29 protein-coding genes are annotated in these 25,034 nt (G+C 59.7%); 14 read left to right on the top strand and 15 right to left on the bottom strand.

The annotated features are described in order from the left end of the window. Position 1: 1 nt before the first annotated feature. Complete coding sequence (locus GOV79_RS09935) at positions 2 to 310, bottom strand: hypothetical protein (protein WP_170789666.1); 309 nt, start codon at positions 308 to 310, stop codon at positions 2 to 4. Between the two features lie 509 nt (positions 311 to 819). On the opposite strand from GOV79_RS09935, the gene GOV79_RS09930 reads away from it, so the two are divergent. From GOV79_RS09930 to GOV79_RS09890, 9 genes are all read left to right on the top strand, one after another. Further along, positions 820 to 1,755, top strand: a complete 936-nt coding sequence (locus GOV79_RS09930; protein ID WP_170772661.1) for an aspartate carbamoyltransferase catalytic subunit — start codon at positions 820 to 822, stop codon at positions 1,753 to 1,755. Beyond that, a complete protein-coding gene (locus GOV79_RS09925; protein ID WP_170789665.1) occupies positions 1,752 to 2,270 on the top strand; it encodes a hypothetical protein in 519 nt (172 codons plus the stop codon). Before GOV79_RS09930 ends, GOV79_RS09925 begins: the two co-directional genes overlap by 4 nt. Further along, a complete protein-coding gene (locus tag GOV79_RS09920) occupies positions 2,255 to 2,641 on the top strand; it encodes a hypothetical protein (RefSeq protein ID WP_170789664.1) in 387 nt (128 codons plus the stop codon). The genes GOV79_RS09925 and GOV79_RS09920 overlap by 16 nt, the downstream gene beginning before the upstream one ends. Further along, positions 2,638 to 3,090 carry a hypothetical protein gene (locus tag GOV79_RS09915; protein WP_170789663.1) on the top strand — a complete coding sequence of 151 codons (453 nt, stop codon included), beginning with the start codon at positions 2,638 to 2,640 and terminating at the stop codon, positions 3,088 to 3,090. The genes GOV79_RS09920 and GOV79_RS09915 overlap by 4 nt, the downstream gene beginning before the upstream one ends. Then, the gene (gene pyrC / locus GOV79_RS09910; RefSeq protein ID WP_170789662.1) at positions 3,087 to 4,367 is read left to right on the top strand and encodes a dihydroorotase; all 1,281 of its coding nucleotides are present in this window, start codon (positions 3,087 to 3,089) and stop codon (positions 4,365 to 4,367) included. Before GOV79_RS09915 ends, pyrC begins: the two co-directional genes overlap by 4 nt. Beyond that, positions 4,367 to 4,972 (top strand): glycerol-3-phosphate 1-O-acyltransferase PlsY, encoded by a 606-nt coding sequence (plsY, locus tag GOV79_RS09905; protein WP_170772671.1) that lies wholly within the window; start codon positions 4,367 to 4,369, stop codon positions 4,970 to 4,972. Before pyrC ends, plsY begins: the two co-directional genes overlap by 1 nt. Beyond that, positions 4,969 to 5,238 carry a hypothetical protein gene (locus tag GOV79_RS09900; RefSeq protein ID WP_170789661.1) on the top strand — a complete coding sequence of 90 codons (270 nt, stop codon included), beginning with the start codon at positions 4,969 to 4,971 and terminating at the stop codon, positions 5,236 to 5,238. The genes plsY and GOV79_RS09900 overlap by 4 nt, the downstream gene beginning before the upstream one ends. Before the next feature lie 194 nt (positions 5,239 to 5,432). Next, positions 5,433 to 5,909 (top strand): YHS domain-containing (seleno)protein, encoded by a 477-nt coding sequence (locus GOV79_RS09895; protein WP_170789660.1) that lies wholly within the window; start codon positions 5,433 to 5,435, stop codon positions 5,907 to 5,909. A gap of 261 nt (positions 5,910 to 6,170) precedes the next feature. Continuing rightward, positions 6,171 to 6,704, top strand: a complete 534-nt coding sequence (locus GOV79_RS09890; RefSeq protein WP_170789659.1) for an outer membrane protein — start codon at positions 6,171 to 6,173, stop codon at positions 6,702 to 6,704. Between the two features lie 53 nt (positions 6,705 to 6,757). On the opposite strand, the gene GOV79_RS09885 is transcribed toward GOV79_RS09890, so the two are convergent. Further along, the gene (locus tag GOV79_RS09885) at positions 6,758 to 7,741 is read right to left on the bottom strand and encodes a quinone oxidoreductase family protein (protein ID WP_170789658.1); all 984 of its coding nucleotides are present in this window, start codon (positions 7,739 to 7,741) and stop codon (positions 6,758 to 6,760) included. A 193-nt stretch (positions 7,742 to 7,934) separates the two neighbouring features. On the opposite strand from GOV79_RS09885, the gene GOV79_RS09880 reads away from it, so the two are divergent. Further along, positions 7,935 to 8,792, top strand: a complete 858-nt coding sequence (locus GOV79_RS09880) for a DUF2189 domain-containing protein (protein WP_170785008.1) — start codon at positions 7,935 to 7,937, stop codon at positions 8,790 to 8,792. A gap of 15 nt (positions 8,793 to 8,807) precedes the next feature. On the opposite strand, the gene GOV79_RS09875 is transcribed toward GOV79_RS09880, so the two are convergent. After that, entirely contained in the window at positions 8,808 to 9,794 is a 987-nt protein-coding gene (locus GOV79_RS09875; RefSeq protein WP_170789657.1) for an NAD(P)H-quinone oxidoreductase, read from the bottom strand. 63 nt (positions 9,795 to 9,857) lie between these two features. Then, positions 9,858 to 10,550 carry a COQ9 family protein gene (locus tag GOV79_RS09870; RefSeq protein WP_170789656.1) on the bottom strand — a complete coding sequence of 231 codons (693 nt, stop codon included), beginning with the start codon at positions 10,548 to 10,550 and terminating at the stop codon, positions 9,858 to 9,860. 111 nt (positions 10,551 to 10,661) lie between these two features. Between GOV79_RS09870 and rpsU the strand changes: the two genes are divergently transcribed. Beyond that, positions 10,662 to 10,868, top strand: a complete 207-nt coding sequence (rpsU, locus tag GOV79_RS09865) for a 30S ribosomal protein S21 (RefSeq protein ID WP_005614280.1) — start codon at positions 10,662 to 10,664, stop codon at positions 10,866 to 10,868. Between the two features lie 114 nt (positions 10,869 to 10,982). Here the strand turns inward: rpsU and ppk2 are convergent, their stop codons facing one another. Then, on the bottom strand, positions 10,983 to 11,900 hold the full coding sequence (gene ppk2, locus GOV79_RS09860) for a polyphosphate kinase 2 (protein WP_170785014.1): 918 nt from the start codon (positions 11,898 to 11,900) through the stop codon (positions 10,983 to 10,985). 281 nt (positions 11,901 to 12,181) lie between these two features. On the opposite strand from ppk2, the gene GOV79_RS22590 reads away from it, so the two are divergent. Beyond that, entirely contained in the window at positions 12,182 to 13,021 is an 840-nt protein-coding gene (locus GOV79_RS22590) for a CPBP family intramembrane glutamic endopeptidase (RefSeq protein ID WP_170789655.1), read from the top strand. 2 nt (positions 13,022 to 13,023) lie between these two features. Here GOV79_RS22590 and GOV79_RS09850 read toward each other — a convergent pair whose 3' ends face one another. Then, positions 13,024 to 13,482 carry an Lrp/AsnC family transcriptional regulator gene (locus GOV79_RS09850; RefSeq protein WP_170772689.1) on the bottom strand — a complete coding sequence of 153 codons (459 nt, stop codon included), beginning with the start codon at positions 13,480 to 13,482 and terminating at the stop codon, positions 13,024 to 13,026. Between the two features lie 136 nt (positions 13,483 to 13,618). Here GOV79_RS09850 and ald point away from each other — a divergent pair, with 136 nt between their 5' ends. Beyond that, entirely contained in the window at positions 13,619 to 14,737 is a 1,119-nt protein-coding gene (ald, locus tag GOV79_RS09845) for an alanine dehydrogenase (RefSeq protein WP_170789654.1), read from the top strand. 190 nt (positions 14,738 to 14,927) lie between these two features. Here ald and GOV79_RS09840 read toward each other — a convergent pair whose 3' ends face one another. Next, the gene (locus GOV79_RS09840) at positions 14,928 to 15,689 is read right to left on the bottom strand and encodes a mechanosensitive ion channel family protein (protein ID WP_174839453.1); all 762 of its coding nucleotides are present in this window, start codon (positions 15,687 to 15,689) and stop codon (positions 14,928 to 14,930) included. Positions 15,690 to 15,952: 263 nt separating this feature from the next. On the opposite strand from GOV79_RS09840, the gene GOV79_RS09835 reads away from it, so the two are divergent. Continuing rightward, a complete protein-coding gene (locus tag GOV79_RS09835) occupies positions 15,953 to 16,651 on the top strand; it encodes a glutathione S-transferase family protein (RefSeq protein WP_170789652.1) in 699 nt (232 codons plus the stop codon). Between the two features lie 40 nt (positions 16,652 to 16,691). Here the strand turns inward: GOV79_RS09835 and GOV79_RS09830 are convergent, their stop codons facing one another. The 8 genes from GOV79_RS09830 to GOV79_RS09795 all read right to left on the bottom strand — a co-directional run bounded on the left by GOV79_RS09830 (position 16,692) and on the right by GOV79_RS09795 (position 24,994). Next, positions 16,692 to 17,141 carry a YtoQ family protein gene (locus tag GOV79_RS09830; RefSeq protein WP_170789651.1) on the bottom strand — a complete coding sequence of 150 codons (450 nt, stop codon included), beginning with the start codon at positions 17,139 to 17,141 and terminating at the stop codon, positions 16,692 to 16,694. A 62-nt stretch (positions 17,142 to 17,203) separates the two neighbouring features. Further along, a complete protein-coding gene (locus GOV79_RS09825) occupies positions 17,204 to 17,530 on the bottom strand; it encodes a hypothetical protein (RefSeq protein ID WP_170789650.1) in 327 nt (108 codons plus the stop codon). Between the two features lie 78 nt (positions 17,531 to 17,608). After that, on the bottom strand, positions 17,609 to 18,163 hold the full coding sequence (locus GOV79_RS09820) for a hypothetical protein (RefSeq protein ID WP_170789649.1): 555 nt from the start codon (positions 18,161 to 18,163) through the stop codon (positions 17,609 to 17,611). A gap of 262 nt (positions 18,164 to 18,425) precedes the next feature. Beyond that, positions 18,426 to 20,822, bottom strand: coding sequence for a phenylalanine--tRNA ligase subunit beta (gene pheT / locus GOV79_RS09815; RefSeq protein WP_170789648.1), 2,397 nt, complete (start codon positions 20,820 to 20,822; stop codon positions 18,426 to 18,428). Between the two features lie 78 nt (positions 20,823 to 20,900). Then, positions 20,901 to 21,704: a CE1 family esterase gene (locus tag GOV79_RS09810; RefSeq protein WP_170789647.1), complete on the bottom strand. Its 804-nt coding sequence runs from the start codon at positions 21,702 to 21,704 to the stop codon at positions 20,901 to 20,903. 305 nt (positions 21,705 to 22,009) lie between these two features. Then, the gene (locus GOV79_RS09805) at positions 22,010 to 22,483 is read right to left on the bottom strand and encodes a hypothetical protein (protein WP_170789646.1); all 474 of its coding nucleotides are present in this window, start codon (positions 22,481 to 22,483) and stop codon (positions 22,010 to 22,012) included. Continuing rightward, positions 22,480 to 23,553, bottom strand: coding sequence for a phenylalanine--tRNA ligase subunit alpha (pheS, locus tag GOV79_RS09800; RefSeq protein ID WP_170789645.1), 1,074 nt, complete (start codon positions 23,551 to 23,553; stop codon positions 22,480 to 22,482). Before pheS ends, GOV79_RS09805 begins: the two co-directional genes overlap by 4 nt. Positions 23,554 to 23,623: 70 nt before the next feature. Beyond that, positions 23,624 to 24,994, bottom strand: coding sequence for a glutamate--cysteine ligase (locus tag GOV79_RS09795; RefSeq protein WP_170772705.1), 1,371 nt, complete (start codon positions 24,992 to 24,994; stop codon positions 23,624 to 23,626). Positions 24,995 to 25,034: the final 40 nt, after the last annotated feature.

Raw genomic sequence — 25,034 nt, 5'->3', positions numbered from 1 at the left:
TCTAACCAGCTTTTGACCGAGGGAAAGCGAATAGCACTTGATCGCCCGCCCTGCCGCGCCGACCATTGTCGCATTCATGTTGACCCTTTTGCGATTCTTTCTGGTTGCCGTGTTGCTGATCCCCTTCAGCAGCCCAAGCTTTGCGCAGATAAATGACCGCCTCGGCATTCAAACCCCAGGCATCCATAACCGCAACGGCCTGTCGCAACGCAACCGGGTTCAGGACCGCGTCAACCAATGCCGCGCGGGGCAATTGCGGTGCGGGCGCAACTGCTGTCCGGTCGGGCAACGCTGCGGTTTTGACGGACATTGCATCCCACCCGGCGGCACCTATTGCGGCGGCGGGTTTTCCTGCGGTCCGTTCGAGCGTTGCATCGGCAGTCGCCGCTGCGCCCCAAAAGGCGAGAACAAGTGCCGAACAAGCCTGGATTGTCCCAGTGGCACCTCGTGCAACGGGCGCGGTGAATGCGAAGCGATCCAGCTGGAGTTTAACCTGCCCCGCCCACAAGCCAGATGTGACGACGGCAGCACCTGCGCCAGCGGTACAAGTTGCTTGCCGGGCGGCGGCTGCACCCGTCCGGGCTGGTTCCTATGCGAAGAAACCGGCTCGCAATGTCGGCAAGGATTCAAATGCTCAGCCAATCAAGGCTGCGTCCCGGTCAAGGCCGTTGATTGCGGCAATGCCAAATGGTGCAGACCCGGCGAGCGTTGCTTGCCCGAAGGCGGGTGCGAGAAACTGCCCGAGGGGTCGGAACCATAGGTTGCCTTAGCCCCCGCAGGTTTCTATAAGCGGCTCGATTGTCAGACAGGAGCCCGCCCATGCGTTTCGCCCATCGTCACCTTCTTGGCATCGAGCATCTGTCACAATCCGATATCACCGCCATCCTTGATCTGGCCGAGACCTATGTCGACATGAACCGACAGTCGACCAAGCATTCCGACGTGCTGTCAGGGCTGACGCAGATCAACATGTTCTTTGAAAACTCGACTCGAACGCAGGCCAGTTTCGAACTGGCGGGCAAGCGGCTGGGCGCGGATGTGATGAACATGGCGATGCAGGCCAGCTCAATCAAAAAGGGCGAGACTCTGATCGACACGGCTATGACCCTGAACGCGATGCACCCCGATCTGCTGGTGGTGCGGCATCCGCATTCCGGTGCTGTGGACCTGCTGGCGCAAAAGGTGAACTGCGCTGTGCTGAATGCAGGTGACGGCAAGCACGAACACCCGACGCAGGCGCTGCTGGACGCATTGACCATCCGCCGCGCCAAGGGTCGTTTGCACCGTCTGAACATCGCGATTTGCGGGGACGTCGCGCATTCGCGTGTGGCACGGTCGAACCTGATCCTGCTGGGCAAGATGGAAAACCGTATCCGCCTGATCGGCCCGCCGACGTTGGTGCCTTCGACCTTTGCCGAGTTCGGGGCCGAGATTTACGACGACATGAACGAAGGTCTGAGGGACGTCGACGTCGTGATGATGCTGCGCCTTCAGAAAGAGCGGATGGATGGCGGCTTTATCCCCTCGGAGCGCGAATATTACCACCGCTACGGGCTGGATTCGGCAAAACTGGCGCTGGCCAAACCCGACGCCATCGTCATGCATCCCGGCCCGATGAATCGCGGCGTGGAAATCGACGGCACGCTGGCCGATGATATCAACCGCTCGGTCATTCAGGAACAGGTCGAAATGGGCGTCGCCGTCCGCATGGCCGCGATGGAGTTGCTGGCCCGCAACCTGCGCGAGGCGGCATGAACAACCTGACCGTCGCCCCCCATGAACGCGGCGTGATCCGCCTATTCACGCTGGATATGCGCGCTGAGGAGGCCAAGTTCCTGCGCGAACCCGGTGCCGCCGATCAAGTTCTTGGGGTCGATGGTCTGGATACAGGGCAGATCGATATCTTTCCCGTTTCAGACCTCGAAGACCTCGGGCTTTATGGATACCTGCACGAAGGTTGCGGTGTGTCCGAGGATCAGCTGAACCGCGCCACGCTGGACGCCATCGAAGGCTGGGTGATGGTGGTGCGCAGTGCCGCGTTTCACGATCGCGCGGCCAACTTGACGCCTGACGCCCGCCTTCACCTGCAAGGACTTTATACCGAAGAGGCCACCAACTGGACCGGCGGCCCGATCGACACTGAAAGCGCGCGGCCCTTCTCGGCCCCGCAATCCCCGATCGAGACCGGCGCACCCAACCGCATCGGCTCGGCCCTGTTGGCGGTGATCATCTTGTTTGTTGTCGGAGGTGCCCTGTGGCTGATCGTGTAGTCTTCACCCCGAACAAGCGCGCCTATATCCAAACCAACCTGACCCTGGCCGCCATCGCAATGGCGGGCGCGATGATCGTGCTTTGGCTGATCGGAAACCCCTATGTCTGGACCGGAGCGCCCGCCGGGCTTGCAGCCATCGGCATCCGCGCGTGGTATCTGGCGTCCGAGGAACTGAGCAATGCGTGGGAAATGTCTGACAGCACCCTCACCGGTCCCGGCCCGCGCAAGGTTGCGCTGAACCAGATCGAAGCCGTCAACACGATGGGCAGTTTCGTGCAGGTCGTCACCAAAAGCGGCGACAAGCACCTGATCAAGTACCAAGCCGACCCCGCCGCCACCAAAGCCGCCATAGAAAGGGCCATGGGATGAGCGACGACTGGTGGCGCAAGAAAATACCCGACACTGAACAGGTGCTGTGGCATGGGCGGCCTGACCAGGGATATTTTCCTCCACGCCTGAGATGGGCATATGGCATTCTAATTGCCTGCCTTGCGCTCAGTTGGATTGCCAGCCCATGGTTTGCGGAGACTGTGCGCGATTATTGGAAGCTTATCGGTTGCACGTTGTTGTTAGCGTTTTTCATGTGGTGGGAACGGTTGATCCGCACGCGGCGCGTCTATGTCGTGACCAACCGCAACGTCTGGTGGATCAGCGAGATATTCAAAGCAAAATCCTTATCCGTTCTTCCCGACCTGAAATTCTATCGCAACGGACACAACATCGTGTTTTCGCAGCTGCGGTTTCTGGTATTCGAATACCTGCCCGACCCGGACGCCGCCATGGCAGCCCTGATCAAAGCCCGAGAGGCCCAGACATGACCGACCAGATTTTCACCAATGCCCGCCTGATCGACCCCGAGGCCGGATCGGACACAGTTGGTTGGTTGCACGTCTCGGAAGGCCGCATTGCTGGCCTCGGCGAAGGTGCCGCTCCGGCCACAGACGCACAGGTGATCGACTGCGGCGGGCAATGTCTAGCCCCCGGCATCGTCGATATCGGAGTCAAGGTTTGCGAGCCGGGCGAACGGCACAAGGAAAGCTATAAATCCGCCGGCTTGGCTGCCGCAGCGGGCGGCGTAACCACCATCGTTACCCGTCCCGATACGCTGCCCGCCATCGACACACCCGAAACGCTGGAATTCGCCACGCGCCGCGCGCAGGCGGATGCGCCGGTCAATGTGCTGCCCATGGCCGCGCTGACCAAGGGCCGCGAAGGGCGCGAGATGACCGAGATCGGCTTTCTGCAAGATGCAGGCGCTGTGGCCTTTACCGATTGCGACCACGTAGTCGCCAATACCAAGGTTTTTTCCCGCGCGCTGACCTATGCCAAATCCTGCGGCGTGCTGGTGATAGCGCATCCGCAGGAACCGGGACTCAGCACCGGGGCCGCCGCTACCAGCGGTAAGTTCGCCGCGCTTTATGGGTTGCCTGCCGTTTCGTCCATGGCAGAACGCATGGGGCTGGACCGCGATATTGCTCTGCTTGAGATGACCGGAGCCGCCTACCACGCCGATCAGATCACCACCGCCCGCGCCCTGCCCGCGCTGGAGCGCGCCAAGCGTAACGGGCTGAATATCACCGCAGGCACCTCGATCCACCACCTGACGCTGAACGAATTGGACGTGGCCGACTATCGCACCTTCTTCAAGGTCAAGCCGCCGCTGCGGCCCGAGGATGACCGGCAAGCCGTAATTGAGGCGGTGCGCACTGGGCTGATCGACATCATCAGTTCGATGCACACGCCACAGGACGAGGAAAGCAAACGCCTGCCGTTTGAAGAGGCAGCATCGGGCGCAGTGGCGCTTGAGACGTTATTGCCTGCCGCACTGCGCCTCTATCACGCCGAGCAACTGGACCTGCCGACCCTGTTCCGCGCCATGGCCTTGAACCCGGCCAAACGGCTGGGGCTGGAGAGCGGACGACTGGCCGAAGGCGCACCAGCTGATCTGGTGCTGTTTGACCCGGACGTGCCCTTTGTGCTGGATCGCTTCAGCCTGAAATCGAAATCGCAGAACACTCCGTTTGACGGCCAGCGGATGCAGGGTAAGGTCACGGCAACCTATGTCGCAGGCCAAGAAGTATACCGGAGACCCTGATGCCCCCAATTGACAGTTCCACGGCCCAACTGATCCTTTGGGCCGCATTTGGCTATCTGATAGGGTCGATCCCTTTTGGTCTGATCCTTGCCAAGGTGATGGGGCTGGGAAATCTGCGCAATATCGGCTCGGGCAATATCGGCGCGACCAATGTCCTGCGTACCGGGAACAAACGCGCTGCTGCGCTGACCCTGATCTTTGACGCCGCCAAAGGCGGGGTCGCTGTCCTGCTGGCGCGCGCACTGGCCGGAGAAGACGCCGCTCAAATCGCCGCCCTAGCCGCGTTTTTGGGCCATTGCTTTCCGGTCTGGCTGGGGTTCAAGGGCGGCAAGGGTGTCGCGACCTTCCTCGGCCTGTGGCTGGCATTGGATTGGCGCGTCGGCGTAGCCTGTTGCCTGACATGGCTGGTGACGGCGCTGATCTGGCGCATCTCGTCTCTCGCGGCTCTGATGGCTGCGGCGATGTCGACAATCTGGATCATGGTGCTGACTGAGTCCCCGACATTTGGGCTGGGTGTTATCCTGACTTTGCTGGTCTACTGGCGCCACAGCGCCAATATCGCGCGCATCAAAGCTGGAACCGAGCCAAAAATCGGTCAGTCTTGACCGCTTCGGACGCGTTTCTGACCGCATTCTTCGCAATCCCTCTTGGCACGTCTAAGGGGCAGAGCGGCGCCAAATCCTATGCCGTCAGTCGATCCGAGTTGGCAGGTGGGAAATCCCACAAACTGGTGGCCCGTGAACGCGGTGGGCCGGACTATATCAGCCTGAACCTTTATCTGACCAAAAACAGCGGCGCCCTGCTGCGCCCCTGTGAGATGTCGGCACAAAAAGTCACTGAATTCGTGATTTCTTTTCAGCCCGAAAAGTAAGCATCGCCCTTTATTCATGGGCGAAACGCGTTTGTTACCTCATGATCACATTTGATTGTTTTGAACGTGATCAGACCGGCCCCCACTTCGGGGTCGTGACGGCCAATTACCGACCGCACAGAACAAAATCGACAGGGTTGCCCAGATACAATTACTGTGTCGTCCGGTGGCTCAATTCACGAAAGGTGAACACCATGAACAAGATCAAATCCTTCATCGGCGGCGTTGCGCTGTCCGTCGCAGTTGCAAGCACGGCTCTGGCCGCTGGCGTTGAACTGAACGCAAGCTCGACCGGCCTGGCGCTGCAGGGTTATGACCCGGTTGCCTATTTCACCGTTGGCGAAGCCACCAAGGGCGACTACCGCATCACCACACTGCACAACGATGCGCTGTACCGCTTTGCTTCGGAAGAAAACAAAGTTGCATTTGAAGAAAACCCTGAAGCTTACCTGCCCGCATATGGCGGCTACTGCGCATTCGGCACCGCGATGGGCTTCAAGTTTGACGGCGACCCGAACTACTGGAAAATCGTTGACAACAAGCTGTACCTGAACCTGTCGGCCGACATTCAGGAACGCTGGGAAGGCGACATCCCGGGCTTTAACGAGCGCGCAGACGCCAACTGGAAAGACATTGCCGGCAAAACTCCGGCAGAGCTGCAAGCTCAATAATCCACTCACGGATTACCCCGGGGCGGCGGCAGAGAAATCTGCCGCCGTTTTTCGTTGGACAGCTATCTGTAGATAGTTTCCCTTCCGCAAGCAAACTTTCAACCGCACGACGCCCCTCTGCCACGTCGGTTCGGTGAAAACCCCCTCCTTCGCTAAATCACCGAGTGATCCAACCCTTCGCTCAAACGTATTCAAATATGCAAGTGCGCGATCCAAACCGGGAAAGGCGCAATAAACCGAGCTGAGGGAAAGAAGCACGACATGAGAAAAAAGATTTTGGCGGCCACTGGCCTTGCGTTTCTGGCGGCGGGATCGGCCGCTGCGCAATCTTCAGGCGACTGGACGGGGTTCTATGGCGGTCTGCAAGTCGGATATGCCGATATCGACACAAACATCTCGGGCATCGACGGCGACGGTGCGATTGGCGGCATCATTCTGGGCTATGACTACGATCTTGGCGATTGGGTTGTTGGCGGCGGCTTCGACTACGATTGGACAGACGTTGATCTGAGTGGCGCAGCCACGGTCGAGGATGTTTGGCGCATCAAAGCGCGCGCGGGTTACAAAGTCACATCGCAAGGGCTGCTTTATGGCATTGGCGGCTTTGCCGAAGCCGGAACCGATAATCTGGGCAGTGACGATGGTTGGTTCATCGGTGCCGGGTACGAACAGATCGTTGCCCCGAATGTAAGCATCGGTGGCGAAATCCTGTATCACGAGTTCAACGACTTCAATTCGTCCGGCGTCGACGTCGATGCGACCACCTTTCAGGCCCGCGCCGCATACCGGTTCTGACCCATTCCTTGCGCACAAGCTTGGTCCCGACCAGAAGTCGGGGCCATGTCAGATCATAGTTCCAGGATGGTGCTGCCCGTTGTCTTGCGTGCCTCAAGCGTGCGATGCGCCTCGGCCACCTGATCCAGCGGGAAACGCTGGTCGATGTGGATTTTGACCTCGCCCCCATCAACTTTGTTGAACAGACGGCGCGCCATCGCCTGACAAACGCTGTGATCGGCAATATGCGTGAACAAGGTGGGCCGTGTGATCTTGATCGAGCCTTTCTTGGCCAGAATGCCGATGTCGATAAGCGGTACCGAGCCCGATGCATTGCCAAACGAGATCATCATCCCCAGTGGCTTGAGACTGTCGAGCGAGCCGTTGAACGTATCCGCTCCGATCGAGTCCATTACCACGTCCACGCCTTTACCACCCGTGATCTCAGCCACGCGCTCGGCGAAGTCTTCGGTGCGATAGTTGATGCAATGCGCCGCCCCATTGAACTTGGCGAGGCTACATTTTTCGTCCGTTCCTGCGGTCCCGATCAGTTTAATCCCCTCGGATTTGGCCCATTGGCAGGCGATCAAGCCTACACCTCCGGCAGCGGCGTGGAACAGAACCGTATCCCCGCGTTTCAACGGCGTCGTGCGATGAAATAGATATTCGACCGTCATCCCCTTGAGCATCATTGCCGCAGCCGTGTCGAATGAGATGCTTTCAAGCAGCGGGCACACTTGCGCCGCAGGCATCACCCGCGCTTCGCAATAGGCCCCGGCTGGCATTGCGGCATAGGCCGCGCGCTGACCGGGTTCCAGATGGGTCACGCCTTCGCCCACTGCCTCGATCACGCCCGAGGCTTCCATTCCCAGCGCGTGTGGCAGCTCAAGCGGGTAAAGACCCGCGCGCTGGTACACGTCGATAAAATTCAGTCCGCAGGCACGGTGACGAATGCTCACCTCGCCCGGTCCCGGCTCGCCCACCGGGCGATCTTCGAGGGTCAGAACCTCGGGGCCACCATGTTTGTGAATGACGACTGTACGTGCCGTTTGCTGCATACTCACCTCCTGTACCCTGACGACAAGCTAACACGCTTGTGACGCAGCGCAATCGGCACAAAAGCGCAACCCGGCGCAAATCGGGAAAAACTGTGCTATACTCGGGGGTAAGCGTTGCCGGCGGGTCCGGCCCAGGGCAACCGATGCCGGATTCTCTCTGCTGCGCCAAGCCGCAAAAGAGGAGGGGATGACGATGGCGAAAACGATTGGAAACCCGGTAAGCTGGGCTGCGCGAAATCTTGGCGCTACCAGCGATCACATCGCGGAAAGCGTCAACAGCCTTGGCAGTGCCGACACACGAAAACTGCCAGTTGTTCGAGATCTGACCATGCAGGACCTGCGGGAATGTTTGAAGGCCGGGGGTCGCGACTTTCTGGAAACCCGCGCGGATGCGGTGTTTGTCGTGCTGATCTATCCGATTGCGGGCTTGCTGATGTTTGGGTTGGGGCTGGACCGCAACATGATCCCTCTGCTGGCCCCTCTGGTCGCAGGGTTCGCGCTGATCGGCCCTGTGGCCGCCGTTGGCCTCTATGAGATCAGCCGCACCCGTGAAAAGGGCGGCGAGGCGCATTGGCTGGACGCGCTGTCTGTATTCCGCTCACCTTCCTTCGGCGCCATTCTCGCGCTGGGGTTCTATCTGGTTATGTTGTTTCTGATCTGGCTGATGGTGGCGCAGAGCATCTATGTGCGAACCCTTGGTCCTGATCTGCCAGAGTCGTTGGGCGCATTTCTGACCCAGACCTTCACGACCGGCGCGGGTTGGACCATGATCCTGTTCGGCAACGCGGTCGGCTTTTTGTTCGCCCTGATCGCGCTTGCGGTCAGCGTTGTCAGCTTTCCGCTGTTGTTGGACCGCAAGGTCGGGCTGCCGGTTGCTGTGGTGACGTCGGTCCGGGTGCTGAGACAGAACCCCGCCGTCATCCTGGGTTGGGGATTCATCGTCGTCGGAATGCTTATCCTGGGCGCGATCCCGCTGCTGCTGGGGCTGATCGTGGTGATCCCGGTTCTGGGCCACGCCACGTGGCATCTCTACCGCCGCGCCGTGGCCTGAACAGGCTGGCGGTGTTTAGCCGCCCACCTTCAGAACGATTTTGCCGATATGGCCCGAGCTTTCCATCCATGCATGGGCCGCTGCGGCCTCGGCCATATCAAACTCGCTGTCCATTACCGGTGCAATCTTGCCTGCATCCAACAGCGGCCAGACTGCCTCGCGCAGGTCCTGGGCGATTTTGGCCTTAGCCAGATCGGATTGCGGGCGCAGGGTGCTGCCGGTCAAGGTCAGGCGTTTCACCATCATCATGGCAAAGTTCAGCTCGACCTTGGGGCCTTGCAGGAAGGCGATTTGAACCAGCCGCCCATCCTCAGTCAGAGCCTTAACGTTGCGCGGGATATAGTCCCCGCCCACCATATCAAGGATTAGGTTCGCCCCGCCTTCGGCGCGCATGGTGGATACGAAATCCTCATCCCGGTAATTAATCGCCTTTTCGGCCCCCAGTTTCTCGCAGGCGGCACATTTCTCGGCCGATCCGGCGGTGGCAAAGACCCGTGCGCCGAACGCATTTGCAAGCTGGATCGCCGTTGTTCCGATCCCGCTGGACCCACCGTGAACCAAAAACCGCTCGCCCGCTTTCAGACCGCCGCGTGTGAACACATTGGACCAGACGGTAAAGAAGGTCTCGGGCAGACACGCAGCCTCCTTAAGGCCCATCCCCTCTGGCAGCGGCAGGCAATGGGCAGCGGGCGTGGCAACGTATTCGGCATAGCCACCGCCGGGCAACAAGGCGCAAACCTGATCGCCGATGGCGACACCTTCGACCCCTGCGCCGAGGGCAACGACTTCGCCCGACGCCTCAAGCCCCGGCAGATCACTCGCGCCCGGAGGCGGATCATACGCGCCCGCACGCTGCAAAGCATCCGGGCGGTTAACACCCGCATAGGCCACTTTCAACACCACCTGACCAGCGGCGGGCTCGGGCACTGGGCGTTCGGTCAGTTGCAACACATCCGGGCCGCCGGGCTTGGTGATTTCAACGGCGCGCATCATTTGGGTCATAGGCAAGTCCTCCTTGGCGCAATGCCTAGCAGGCGAAATCGGAAAGGCCCAGACACTTACGTGCTACTTGCGTGGGTTCAACATTCCCGGGAGATCAGCCCGCATCTTCATCGGAGCCTTCACCTGACCGGCCAACCAATTCGGAACCGCAAGGAAAGGTTTGAACAGAGGGTTGCCGTTCACCCGCGCCTTGAGCTTTTCAAACTGCATGACGTTATCGATGCGACGATCCAGAAACTCCCACGTCTTCTGATGATCCGGCGAATCATCCCCCAGCCAGAACAGCACGGTCGAGGAATAGACCCCCGACAGCGTCGCCCGCTTGGTGTACCAGTTCACATCATCCGAGGTATCCCCCAGCGTGTCCCAGATCAGGTCGCAGGTCTGCCACATCGCCTTCGCCCCATCCGCGGCATGCATCGGCAGCGAAAACAGCGTCATGCCGCGGCGCACCAATTCCTTATCATCGACGGCCTGTAGGCGAAACCGGACCGCAGCGGCGATACGGTCGCGGAACTTCAGATCGCTCAAATCCTCGGTTTTCAAGCGTTCCACCATGGCCGCATCCCCCTGGGCATGAAAAGCCAGCGCCATATCGACCGCGCCACGGGGGCAGATTGAGCGGGCCAGCGCCTCATCAATATCGCAATCACTGATGGCCATGCGAAAGCTGGTTTCCGACCATCCGTCAAACGGGACATGGTCCAGCATCGCATTCAATAGCTGCTCTTTTGCGTCTTCATAAGTGGTGGTCATGGCGGTTCTCCGGGTTCTGGCACCAGTACTAGACAAGTTAGAACGGCTTTGCTATACGGCCACTTCCTGCAATTTCCTTGCAACTCTATCTAGAAAGGTGGTGACAACCACATGCAGGTTAGTGTTCGCGACAATAACGTCGATCAGGCGCTTCGTGCCCTGAAGAAAAAGCTGCAGCGCGAAGGCGTGTTCCGTGAAATGAAGCTGAAGCAACATTTCGAGAAACCGTCAGAGAAAAAAGCGCGCGAGAAAGCTGAAGCGATCCGCCGTGCCCGTAAACTGGCACGTAAGAAAGCACAGCGCGAAGGTTTGCTCTAAAACCCCGCTCGTCCAGCTTTGGATGACACTATTTGACGACCCCCGACGCATCGCTCGGGGGTTTGTCGTTTCTGACCCAAAGAAAAACGCCCCGGAACATCAGGGGCGTCAGGATCAGTAGATTTTGGGCACGTGCAGCTCATCCGGCAGAACACGACGTTCATATTCGGGGTTGTACTTGCGATCCGGCAGATTGACCTTTTCCTGCGGTACATCGGTGTAGGGGATCTTGGTCAACAAGTGTTCGATACAGTTCAGACGTTCGCGCTTTTTGTCATTGCCTTCGACGATGTACCACGGCGCTTCCGAGATATTGGTGCGGAACAGCATATCCTCTTTGGCCTTGGTGTAAGCCTCCCACCGGATGCGGGATTCCAGATCCATCGGCGACAGCTTCCACTGTTTCATCGGATCGTGAATACGCATCAAGAATCGCAACTGCTGTTCTTCATCGGTGATCGAGAACCAGTATTTCAGCAAAATGATGCCCGAGCGCACCAGCATCCGTTCAAATTCGGGAACATCCTGAAAGAACTGTTCAACCTGATCTTCGGTGGCAAAACCCATGACCCGCTCGACGCCCGCGCGGTTGTACCATGACCGGTCAAACAGCACGATCTCGCCCGCCGCCGGCAGGTGCGGAACGTAGCGCTGGAAATACCACTGGCTTTGTTCCCGGCGACTGGGCGCGGGCAAAGCCACAACCCGCGCGACCCGAGGGTTCAGACGCTGGGTGATCCGCTTGATCACGCCCCCCTTGCCCGCGCTGTCACGCCCTTCGAACAGGATACAAACCTTGGCCCCGGTATGCTGTACCCAATCCTGCACCCTGATCAGTTCAGCCTGAAGGCGCAGCAGGTTACGGAAATAGACCTTGCGGTCCAGCATCTCAGGATGCTGATCCTTATAGATCTTGCGGATCTCCATCGAGAGCATGGGCTCGCTAAACTCGATCTCGAAATCTTCGTCTAGCGTGTCTTCCAGCTCGGCCTCAAGCCAGTCTTTGGGGGCGTCGTTGTATTCGTCAGCCAAGGTCTGCTCCTTACTAGTAACCGGGTTCGGACCCTATCGGGCGCATGTAACCGCCTGATGTCATCAGATGAATTGATGAAAGCCCTTTCCTATGCTCATCGGACCGTTACGGCAAGGTCGCGGGTCGGACACGGAAACGGCACCCTTTCCAAATATGTGGACCTGAAAACGCCCAAATGCAAGCAACGGAATTGCCGCATTGCCAATGGGTTGCACTCCGCCGGCTTGCATCAACGTACCCTGTTGCTGCATCAAGGCCGGGTCAAAACCGCGAGAGGCCTGTGGCGTATTTCCTTTCCCTTCTGCCCCTTATTTGGCCCTGGTTCATCCTGATCGCCGCTCAGATCAGCGCGATATCCGGTCGATGGCGTCTTGGCGCATCGTTGCTGAGCCTGTTCGGAACAGTCGCCTTCGCGCAGGGGCTGGTTTCAGCCAGCGCCTTAATGGTCGCGATTGCCGGGCTTGCGGGGGCCGCAGCGCTGCGCCGCACATCCGGGCTTTGGTCTTTGCCCGGCCATTTCGCGCTGATCTTATGGTGTGTGGCCTTGGGTGCGCATATCGTTCCGGGGTTCAACAATCTTCTGGTGCTTGATCACGTGCAGGCCGGACCCGGAAGTACCGATTTCTCCATGTATATGAATCTGGACAAACCTTTGGTTCTGTTCGCCGCACTTCTGGTCTGGCCCGGACAGAATGCAGGCTTGCCCGCTATTCGCAAAACGCCATTGATCCTGGGGATTTTGACCTTGCCCGCTTTATTTGCGCTAGGCCTGTCCCAGCAAGCGGTGCGCCCCGAGGTTGGTCTGCCACATTGGTGGCTGATCTTTGCGCTGTCCAACCTGTTCCTAACCTGTTTGGCGGAAGAGGCCTTTTTTCGCGGCTATCTGCAATCGGCCCTGTCCTCAAAGCTCGGCGCGGCCATTGGTATCGCTGCGGCCAGCTTGTTGTTTGGGCAGGTGCATTTTGCCGGTGGCCCGGCGCTTATCGTGTTCGCAGCTATTTTGGGCGCGGGATGCGGATTGGGATATTACGCGACCAACAGGCTATGGGTGCCCGTTCTGATGCATTTCGCCTTCAACGCCGCGCATCTGGCGCTGTTCACCTATCCCGGCCCCGCCTGACGTCAGACCGGCAGCGCCGTAGTCTTGAACACAGTTCTCAGCGCGAATGAGCTTTGCATCTGCGCCACACCCGGCAAGCGCGAAAGGTATTGGCGATGAATGCGGGCAAAATCCTCGGTATTTTCGGCCACGACTTTCAGAATGTAATCCGCCGTCCCGGCCATTAGATGGCATTCCAGCACATCGGGGATACGGGCAACGGCTTTTTCGAACGCGTCCAGAACTTCTTCGGCCTGCCCCTGCAAGGTGATCTCGACAAACACCGTGGTCGGTACGTTCATCTTACGAGCGTCCAGCAGGGCCACATAGTTGCGGATATAGCCCTCAGCCTCAAGCCGTTGGACCCGACGATGGCAGGCCGAGGGCGATAGATTCACCTGCTCGGACAGCTCTGCATTAGACATCCGGCCATTTTTCTGTAACGAGGCCAGAATCTTTCGATCCGTCGTATCTAGGCTCATAGGTGCAACTCCTTTGCGTGATTGGCGCATAATACAGGAAATTCTCCCGAAAAAAACCGCCAGGACAGGCAGAGTTTCACAGAAATTGCAGCGCAGTTTGCCCATTCTTTAGGCAGTTTATGAACGGAGAGACCAAATGAAAATCGGTTGCCCAAAAGAGATCAAACCGCAGGAGTTCCGCGTCGGCATGACTCCGAATGCTGCGCAGGAAGCGGTTGCGCGGGGTCATGAGGTGATCATCGAAACAGGCGCGGGCCTGGGCTCGGGCTTTGACAATGCCGACTATGTCGCTGCTGGTGCACAGATCGTAGACACCGCCGCCGAGGTATTCGCCACCGCTGACATGATCGTCAAGGTCAAGGAACCTCAGGCAGGTGAGCGCAAGATGCTGCGCGAAGGCCAGTTGCTGTTTACCTATCTGCACCTCGCCCCCGACCCGGATCAGACCCATGACCTGCTGTCCTCGGGCTGTACTGCCATCGCCTATGAGACAGTGACGGACGCGAGCGGCGGCCTGCCGCTGCTGGCTCCTATGTCCGAGGTTGCCGGGCGTCTGGCCCCGCAGGTCGGGTCTTGGACGCTGCAAAAAGCCAATGGCGGACGCGGTGTGCTGATGGGCGGCGTGCCAGGTGTCGGGCCCGCAAAAGTGGTTGTGATTGGCGGCGGTGTGGTCGGCACGCATGCGGCCAAAATCGCCGCGGGCATGGGCGCGGATGTGACGGTTCTGGACCGTTCGCTGCCTCGCCTCCGCTATTTGGATGACGTGTTCGGCGGGCAGTTCAAGAACCAGTATTCAACCGCTGGTGCCACCGCCGAGCTGATCCAGACGGCCGATATGGTGATCGGCGCGGTTCTGATCCCCGGCGCAGCAGCACCCAAACTGATCACCCGCGCGCAACTGTCCACCATGAAACCCGGTGCGGTTCTGGTCGACGTTGCCATCGACCAGGGCGGCTGTTTCGAGACGTCGAAGGCCACCACCCATGCCGATCCGATCTACGAAGTCGATGGCGTCATGCATTACTGCGTTGCCAACATGCCCGGTGCCGTGGCGCGCACATCGACCATCGCCCTCGGCAATGCGACGATGCCATTCATGCTGGCTCTGGCTGACAAGGGCTGGAAACAGGCCTGCCAGGACGATCCGCACTTGATGGCCGGTCTGAACGTCCATGCAGGTCAGCTAACCTACTATGCGGTTGGCAAGGCTCTGGGGATTGACGTCGTTTCCCCCAACGTGGTCATCAAAGCCTGAACGGCTCCCGCCCCTGAGAGCGCCCTCTCCCGAGGGCGCCTACAGCGTTGGGCATAGCGCCGCGTCTGCGACGCGGCGCGGAGGGCACAAGACGAACGCTCCCGCAAAACGCAACAGCGCCGCGCGATTAGCGCGGCGCTGGGCCCAACCGGAAAAGGGCATTTCAATGCCCGTATGACGGGCGGGAGATTTACGCCTGCTTGTGAATCTCGACCGAATGCGGGTAAGGGATCGAAACGCCCTTGGCGTCGAATGCCTCTTTCACAGCTTTGGTCAGCTCGAATTTCACGTCCCAGTAATCTCCCGCGTCACACCATAGGCGCGCTGTCAGGTCGACCGAGCTATCGCCCAGATTTGTCACACGTACCCAGGGCTCCGGGTCGCTGTGAATACGCTTGTCGGCTTTGGCCACGTCCAGGATGATCTGCATCGCGGCATCCGCACTGTCGCCATAGTCGATCCCGAACACCAGATCGACGCGGCGCGTGTCATGGGCCGAGAAATTGGTGATCACGCTGCCCCAGGCCTGCCCATTGGGCACGATGATCTGGACGTTGTCAGGGGTGACCAGTTCCGTTGTGAACAGGTTCAGATCCTTCACCGTCCCGGCAGTACCGCTAATATCGACATACTGACCCAGCTTGTACGGCCGGAATACGACCAGCATCACCCCGGCCGCCAAATCGCTGAGCGTCCCCTGCAAGGCCAGACCAATGGCCAGCGAGGCGGCACCCAGAATAGCGACGATACTTGTGGCCTCGATCCCGAAAATGCCCAGAACAGCGACCAGCACCATCGCCAGGATCGCCCACTTCACCAGGCTGGCAACAAAATTCCCTAGCGTCGGATCGATTTGTGGGGTTGCGTTGATGCGACGCCGCACCACGCCCGCGATCATCCCAGCTACGGTCCAGCCCAATACCAGAACAACCAGTGCCTTCACGGCATTCATCACCAGCGGCGCAAAAGCACCGACCTGTGTAGCAACTTCATCCACGCGTTTCTCCTTCTACAAGCCATAAGAAAACCCGCGACGCGCGCGGAGATCACCAAACTGTGAGCGATAAATGCGCGTCAGTCTAGGTGCGGATTTCTCTGCTTTTCCCCGCCTGTTCCCGAATGCACAATATCTGACCAGTAACGCACAGCGCGCGCCACTGGTAGATCGGCACCGCAACACCTAACTGTGTTCGGAACCTTCATACAGGAGCCCCTATGCTGGACGCCGCAAACCACCCGATCACTGCCCGCTGGCCCGCACAGTCACCGGAAAAACTGCAACTCTATTCCTACCCCACGCCCAACGGCGTCAAAGTCTCGATCATGCTCGAAGAGATCGGCCTGCCCTATGAGGCGCATCTGGTCACGCTGGCGGACTCAGACGTAAAAAGCCTCGAATTCCTTTCGCTGAACCCCAACAACAAGATCCCGGCCATCATCGACCCGAACGGACCGGATGGCGAGCCGGTCTCATTGTTCGAAAGCGGTGCGATCCTGCTGTATCTGGCTGAGAAAAGCGGTCAGCTGATTGGAAAAACCGCGGTGGACAAAGCACGTGTGACCCAATGGTTGATGTTCCAGATGGGCGGGCTGGGTCCGATGTTCGGGCAGCTTGGCTATTTCCACAAATTCGCTGGCAGCGAGATCGAAGACCCTCGCCCGCGCAAGCGCTACATCAACGAGGCCAAGCGTCTGTTGAACGTCGTTAACACGCAGCTGGACGGGCAGGACTGGATCGCCGGGGACTACTCGATCGCTGATATCGCCATAGTCCCATGGCTGCGCGGGTTGGACTACTACGGCGTCAAAGACATGCTCGGATGGTCGGATTTCGCCAATCTTCAGCCTTATGTGGACCGTTTCCTGGAACGTCCAGCAGTCCAGCGCGGATTAACTATACCTGCGACAAGCTAAGGCAGATCGGGGGCGAGGCATTGCCCCGCCCCAACGCCCGCTATCCGGGCAGTTGTCCGGTCAGAACATAGCGCAGCACCTCGACCACCTGAGCGGGGTGCTCGGCGACGGCCAGCGCTGCGGCGTCGACCTCTTTCAACGCGTGCTGATGATCGGAGCCGTGCAGCACGATCAGCGATTTGCCCAACGCGGCGGCGTAACCCGCATCAAACGCAGCGTTCCACTGTTTATACTTGTCGCCAAACCGCACAACGACCACGTCGGCATCCGCAATACCCTTTCGGGTGCGAATGGCGTTGACCATCGCACCTTTGTGGTCGTGCCAGTATTTGTTCGGCTCTGCCCCCAGAATGGCCACGCCGCAATCGTCGCTGGCGGCGTGATCGGTGACGGGGCTGTTGAAAGTGACATCCAGCCCCTTGGCGCCATCGATGATCTGTTCCCGCCAATCGGTATGGATTTCACCCGAGAGGTATACGTTCAGGCCCATAGTTAACTCCTTGTTATTTGTCTGCGACCCTAGTCAGAAATCGGTGGCAACCCAAGGGGCGTTCAGAAGCGTAACCGCCAGAAAATCGGCTGATCCTCTTTCACCGCCCGCCGGGCTGTACTGCGATGTTTGCTGCCCAGCATTGGGGGCATCTCGCGCGTTTGTTGGAACCCGAATGCACGCGGCAGTCGGGTATAGATCGAACGCGGCGGCAGCCGACCCCATGTAATCCCTTTCAGTTTAGCGCCGGACTCTGGCTGGTGCATCCAGACATCACGCACGGCAAACTCATCCCGCAGCAGCATCAGGACCGACAGCATCATCACATCGGCCCAGATTTTGGCGTATCTCTGCTGCAGGCTTTGCTCATAGTCGCTGGTCAGCCGCAATGCCCGCGACCGGGGCGCACGATGTTGCAACCGCCGCCGGGCGCGACCTACGAAACGCAGCCAATCGGACTGGATCTCTTAGATCAGGCAATGGCCGCTTTGCAGGTCCAGATCCAGACGACACCAAGCCAGTGTCGGGCGCCCGTGTCTGCGAACCGGGTGCAGGCTGCTTTGATAGGCGCCAACCTCAGCACGCTGTTCGAATTGCCACAGTAACGCCGCGTGTTCGCTTGGGAACCCAAGCTGAACCACCAGATTGTGGGCTTTACGTGTCGTCTGCTCGCCGGACCAGATGTCGAAGCTCAGGCAGAAATCCAGCCAATCGGATTGATACGCAACCTCCAGCCCCCTTGTCGCCGCCGGGCCCAAAGCCCCAAGCCGCATCGCGCGGTCCGCGTGAGCCACGGCCATCACATCGTGCCGCCGCAGGACCCCGCCACAAGACGCCACAATCGGCTGCACCAAAGGGCGCGTTAGCAAGCGGGACAGGTCGGACTGTTTAAGGTCCGAGATCGGCATCTCAGCCTGCATCGACTGGCACAGCAACCATGGGCTTTGCCGGTCCGGATAATAGGGAAAGGGCATCTCTTGCGGCAAAATTTGCCGGATCATCGAGATGTCTTGAAGTTTCATGACAGCTCTCCAACGGGAAACAAGGCCCGCCGGAATGCTGGCGGGCAATCAGAAAATGAAAGGCGCTTGGGCGCGTTTGGGATCTGGCATCTGGCAGACTCCGGGGTTTGATTACGTTAGGAAGGCGTCAATAGGGTGGCTTGCCGATTCTGCTCAACCCCCTGAAAGAGCCCGCAGTTTTCTGTTGCGACACGGCAACACCATCCCCAGAAACGAGAAAAGCGCGCCCGCAGGCGCGCTTCGCATTTGGATCAAGGCTGGTTTAACCGCGTAACACGCCGCCAGTGGCCTTGCCGACCTTGGCGATGATCTTCTGGCCAACCGCCTCGATATCTTCTTCCTTCAAGGTTTTGTCCGTCGGTTGCAAACGCACGGTAATGGCCAGAGATTTCTTGCCCTCACCCAAACTACCGCCGATGAATTCATCGAAAACACGCACATCCTCGATCAAGGCCTTATCCGCCCCCGCCGCTGCATTCACCAGCGTCAAAGCCTCGACATCCGCATCGACGACAAAGGCAAAGTCACGCTCGACCGCTTGCAAATCGCGCAGCTCCAATGCCGCACGGGTCGCCCCGGATTTGCGGGGCAGAGGTACCTCGTCCGGCCAGATGGTAAACGCCATCGCCGGGCCCCTGATGTCCATCGCCTGCAAAATACGCGGGTGCAGCTCACCGAACACACCCAGCACCTTTTTCGGCCCCAGGCAGATCTTTCCGTGCCGTCCCGGATGCCACCACGCATCACCATCGCGCTGGACCTGCACCTTGGCGGGCGCTCCGATGGCGGCCAGCACAGCCTCGACATCGGCCTTGACGTCGAACACATCCACGGCGCGCGCGGCCCCATGCACATCCTTGGGGCCATCGCGGCCCACCAAGAGACCGGCAATCTGGGTTTTCTGATCGCCGGGCTCGCCATCATGGAAGACCGGACCAACCTCGAACAGAGCGACATCCGCAAAGCCGCGCGCCTGATTGCGGGCGGCCGCCTGCAGCAGACCGGGCAGCAGGTCGGGACGCATGTGGCTCATTTCCGAGGAAATCGGGTTTTCCAGCTGCGTCGCGGCATCGCCACCCCCAAACAGGGCGGCCGAGGCCTGATCAATGAAGGTGTAGGACACACATTCATTGTATCCCAGCGCCGCGCAGGTCCGGCGCGCCATCGACTGACGGCGCTGCGTCGGTGTCATCACCGCCTTGGGGATGCCATCAGTCACACGCGGCAGCGGTTTGCCCTGCAGCTTGGTCAGGGAGGCGATCCGCGCGACCTCTTCCACCAGATCGGCCTCACCCATGATATCGGGACGCCAACTGGGCACATGGGCCATCTCACCCTCAAGACGGAAGCCCAGACGGGTCAGGGTCTGGCGCTGTTCGCTTTCGGGTATCTCCATCCCGACCAGAGACTGCACCCGCGCCGCATCCAACTTATAGGCACGCGCGTGGTTCGGAGCCTTCCCGGCCTCAACAACCGAAGACACTTCACCGCCGCAGATATCCAAAATCATCTGCGTCGCCTGCTCCAGCCCTTCACGGGTGAATTGCGGGTCAACGCCGCGTTCAAAGCGGTAACGCGCGTCCGAGTTAATCTTCAGCGCGCGGCCCGTCAGGGCGATCTGCACATGATCCCAGAAGGCGCTTTCGAGGAAGACATTGACCGTCTCATCGGTACAGCCGGTTTCCTCGCCGCCCATGATACCCGCGATGGATTCCGCGCCCTTGTCGTCCGAGATCACCATCATACCGCGCTGCAGAGTGTATTCCTTCTCATCCAGCGCCACCAGCGTTTCACCACCCTTGGCGCGGTGAACCCGCAGGTTGCCCTGCACCTTGTCGGCATCGAAGACGTGCAGCGGGCGGTTCTGGTCAAAGGTCATGTAGTTGGTGATATCCACCAACGCCGAAATGGGCCGCAGACCGATGGCCTTCAACTGATCCTGCAGCCACTGCGGGCTGGGACCGTTCTTGACGCCCCGGATCACACGACCGGTGAAATGCGGCGCGCCGTCCAGTGTGTCGTCATCAATCGTCACCTTGATCGGGCATTCGAAATCCCCCGGCACTGGCGCGTGGATATGCTCTTTCAGCGTGCCAACCCCACGCGCTGCCAGATCACGAGCGATGCCAGCCACACCCAACGCATCGGGGCGGTTCGGCGTGATCGCAATCTCGATCATCGGATCGACCTTGGACGGATCATTCTCGGCCAGCCAGTCCACGAACCGATCACCGACTTCGCCCGAGGGCAGTTCGATAATGCCATCATGCTCGTCCGACAACTCCAGCTCGCGCTCGGATGCCATCATACCAAAGCTTTCGACGCCCCGGATCTTGCCGACGCTGATGGTGATATCCAGACCGGGGATGTACATGCCGGGTTTGCAAACCACGACAGTGATACCTTCGCGCGCGTTGGGGGCACCGCAGATGATCTGCAGATCGCCCTCATCGGTTTCCACTGTGCAAACCCGCAGTTTGTCGGCGTCGGGATGCTTTTCCGCGTGTTTCACATGGCCCAGCGTAAAGTCTGCCAGCCGGTCCGCCGGGTTCACGATCTCTTCGACCTCTAGCCCGAGGTCGGTCAGCGCCTCGGCGATCTCATCAACCGACGCGTCCGTGTCGAGGTGGTCTTTCAGCCAGGACAAAGTGAATTTCATTGCTCGGGGCCTTTTTTGGCAAACATCCAGTCGGCACAGGCAATGACAAAGAATGCGCCAAGGTGCAAGCGCTGCGCGTCACGGATAGGTGGGGGTGCGGCCCAAAAGCTCGTCCAATTGCCGCCCGATCCAGCCATGGGGGATAAAATGCCCGCCCGGATGCGTGTCCAGCGTGACCTGCCCGCGTGCGCAATCGGTCCACTCGACCCGGCTGAGGGTCAGGATCGGCACCACGCTCCAATCGCCGCGCGGGGTGGCATCGTGGCACTCATACGCCGCGCGCCAAAGGGCCACCGGATAGGTCGTGTCCCCGTTGGTGCCATAGGGGAAGTCCATCACTGTATCGCTGAGGCCATGCACATGGCGCGCCTCGCGCGGGGCTTCGGGGCAGTCCTCGGTCTGGCGGATGCTGCCCGCAACGGCCAACAGGGCGGCAATGTCATTGCCAGACTGGCACACATAGCGCCACGCCATCGCGCCACCAAAGGAATACCCCGAGACGTAGATACGTTCAGGATCAACCGGATAGCGCTTGGCCACATCCTCAAGCACCGCATCGGCAAAGGGCACGTCGCGTGTGTCTGATGTCCAGAAGTCCCAGCTTTTGCCCAAGCCGTTGGGGGCCACCAGCAACACGCCGCGCAGTTTTGTGGCCCCAGCGATGCGCTGATGGTTCACCACCACGGTGCCCTGACGCGCCCAGCCGTGGAAGTGCAACAGAACGGGCAGAGGGGTCTCCCCGTCCCATTCCTCGGGCTCTAACACATGATACGAGCGATCACCCAGATCACAGGCGGTGTCGCCATGGCAATCGGATTTCCAAGGCCCCATGGCAAAGGCAGGGGTAGCGGTCAGCAGCAGGAAAAGCAGACGGTAAATCATAGGCCGGAGCCTAGCCGCCTGACGCGGACTGTCACGTCACAACCGTGTGGGAAACTGTAACACGCGCAGGTTCTGGCCCTTCGGACAGAGCGCAAGCCGCGCTATCGCCAGACCGCGGGATGGCGATCTTTGGGCTGTGCTTAACACTTTATGCCTGCCATGTCCGTGTACTGTTCGAGCGGTGCGCGGACGGAGACAAATCGCCAGCCCGTCCGGGCGGTCTGGCGATAGCGCGGCGGCCTATCGGCCTTTGCTCCGCGCCTCAAAATACGAATTGATAAGCTTCGAAAGGCACCACATGCCACTTAATTGAAGATGAACTTAATACGGTCCGGGAGGTCGCGGAGCCTCTTCTGGCATGTTGAAGAAGTCAGCTCCTCTGTTTCATAAGGCAAGTGTACTGCAACAACTTGAAACCCGCCTATTCTTTGGCGACTTAAGTTACAGAAGTTGACAGAAACCTCATCCGACTCTCTCGCCATTTCATCAGCATGCGGCGCGATTTGCTGCGACCAAAACTCTGATTCTTCAAGAACGCTAGAGGGAGCACCGACATTTAGGCAGTCAAAAGTTCTGCCATCGGTCCCGGCAAAATAGACAACTTGGTTTGATGGAAAACCGTCGGGGAAGGCACTTCGAATCTCCGCAACCTGGTCCTGCCACAGCTCGAAACATAGGTGGCCTTTTTTGACTTGCTCAGCCGTAGACAGGCTTGGGATTGTACCAAGAGCAAGCCTAAAAATCAGTTGAGCAGCATAACTCAACGAGTTTTGGTTCACCGCGACAAACCACCATGCAGGTTCGGCATATCCAGTGCCGCGAACCCATAGTGCCGCAGCCAGCGCAGATCGCTGTCAAAGAACGCCCGCAAGTCAGGAATGCCGTATTTCAGCATCGCCAGGCGGTCGATGCCGATTCCGAAGGCAAAGCCCTGATAGACCTCGGGGTCAATCCCACCGGCGGCGATCACCTTGGGGTGGACCATGCCCGAGCCCAGAATCTCCATCCAGTCGTCGCCCTCGCCGATCTTCAACTGGCCGTTGTCCCAGGAACAGCGGATGTCGACCTCGGCCGACGGCTCGGTGAAGGGGAAGTGCGAGGCGCGGAAGCGCAGCTCGACATCGTCGACCTCGAAGAACGCCTTCACGAACTCTTCCAGAACCCATTTCAGGTTCGCCATCGAGATGTCCTTGTCGATAGCCAGCCCCTCGACCTGATGGAACATCGGCGTGTGGGTCTGGTCATAGTCGGCGCGGTACACGCCGCCCGGACAGATGACGCGGATCGGCGCGCCCTGTTTCTCCATCGAGCGGATCTGCACCGGAGACGTATGGGTCCGCAGCACATGCGGCGGGCGGTCGTCGCCTTCGGCGCGGTGCATGTAAAACGTGTCCATCTCGGCCCGCGCGGGGTGGTGTCCGGGGATGTTCAGGGCGTCAAAATTATACCAGTCGTCTTCGATCCGAGGCCCTTCGGCCACGGAAAAGCCCAGTTCGGCAAAGATCGCGGTCAGTTCCTCGGTCGCCTGGCTGATCGGGTGGATCGAGCCCTGACGGCGCGAACGGGTCGGCAAGGTAACGTCCAGCCATTCGGTGCGCAGACGCTCATCCAGCGCGGCATCGGCCAGCGCGGCCTTCTTAGCGGCCAGCGCCGAGTTGATCTCATCCTTCAGGGCGTTCAGCGCGGGGCCTGCAACCTGGCGTTCCTCGGGCGTCATTTTGCCCAGCTCGCGCATCTTCAGCGCGACCTCGCCTTTTTTGCCCACGGCGGCGACGCGGATCGCCTCAAGCGCGTTCTCGTCACCGGCCTCGGCGATTTGGCCCAGATATTTTGCCTTAAGATCGTCCATGACGCCCTCTGAATTTGGTCGCCAACCTGCTATCGGGCCAGCCCTGCGAATGCAAGCGGGACGGTGCGGATCAATAGCTGTATTCGGGATAAATCCGGGTCAGATCGCCATTCCAGTCGCCATTGTAGTGATCCAGCAACTCATCGGCGGGGACTTTCCCTGTATCGATGCTTTCCTTCAGGGCGTTCAGGAAATGCGTCTCATCCGGCACCAGCCCGCCTGCGCCGGGGAAGGCGCGGGATTTCAGACCGGCCTCGGAAATCGCCACGACCTCGCGCGCCAGATCGTGCATGTTGATAACGCCAACCTGCGCCTGAAGACCCTGAACGGCAGCCTGAACGCGCAGTTCTTCGCGGGTTTCCGCATCCCAGCCTTTGACCAGATCCCATGCCGCATCCAGCGCGCCTTGGTCATATGTCAGACCAACCCAGAAGGCAGGCAGTGCGCACAAACGCCGCCACGGGCCGCCATCGGCGCCGCGCATCTCCATGTATTTCTTAATGCGGGCCTCGGGGAAGGCGGTGGTCAGATGGTCGGCCCAATCGGAAAGCGTTGGCGTTTCACCGGGCAGTGCGGGCAGTTTGCCCTGCAGGAAATCGCGGAAAGACATGCCCAGCGCGTTGATGTACTGGCCGTCGCGGTAGACGAAATACATCGGCACATCGAGCGCGTACTGCACATAACGCTCGAACCCAAAGCCCTCTTCGAACACAAACGGCAACATGCCCGTCCGCGCATCATCCAGATGCCGCCAGATATGGCTGCGCCAGCTTTTCTGGCCGTTGGGCTTGCCCTCAAAGAAAGGCGAATTGGCGAAAAGCGCCGTCGCGACCGGCTGCAGCGCCAGCGCCACGCGCAGCTTCTGGACCATGTCGGCCTCGGACCCAAAGTCGATATTGACCTGAACCGTGCAGGTGCGCCGCATCATGGCGCGGCCCATGGTGCCGACCTTTTCCATATAGTCGTTCATCAGCCGATAGCGGCCCTTGGGCATCAACGGCATCTCGTCATGGGTCCAGATCGGAGCCGCGCCCAGTCCGATAAAGCCCACGCCGATCTCATCCGCGATATCCTTCACCTCGCGCAGGTGGGTGTTCACCTCATCGCAGGTCTCGTGGATCGTCTCCAGCGGAGCACCCGATAGTTCCAGCGCACCGCCGGGTTCCAGGCTGACATTCGCGCCGTCCTTTTCCAGACCGATCAGGTTGTCACCCTCGCGCACCTCGGCCCAGCCATGGCGGTCGCGCAGACCTTCCAGCACTGCGACGATCGAGCGTTTACCCTCGAACGGCAGCGGTTTCAGCGTGTCCTTGCAATAACCGAACTTCTCATGCTCGGTCCCGATGCGCCAATCGGCTTTGGGCTTGCAGCCCGATTCCAGATATTCCGCTAGCTGTTCGTGGCGTTCGATCGGCCCGCCGCCGGACTGGGGGATGGACATGAACCGCTCTCCGATCCTGATGTGTCTGTCTTTGGGTGAG

This window comes from Ruegeria lacuscaerulensis (genome assembly GCF_013034745.1).
Classification (GTDB): Bacteria; Pseudomonadota; Alphaproteobacteria; order Rhodobacterales; family Rhodobacteraceae; genus Ruegeria; species Ruegeria lacuscaerulensis_B.
Note: the sequence above shows the minus strand (reverse complement) of the source record. Positions and strands in the feature narration are given on the sequence as shown.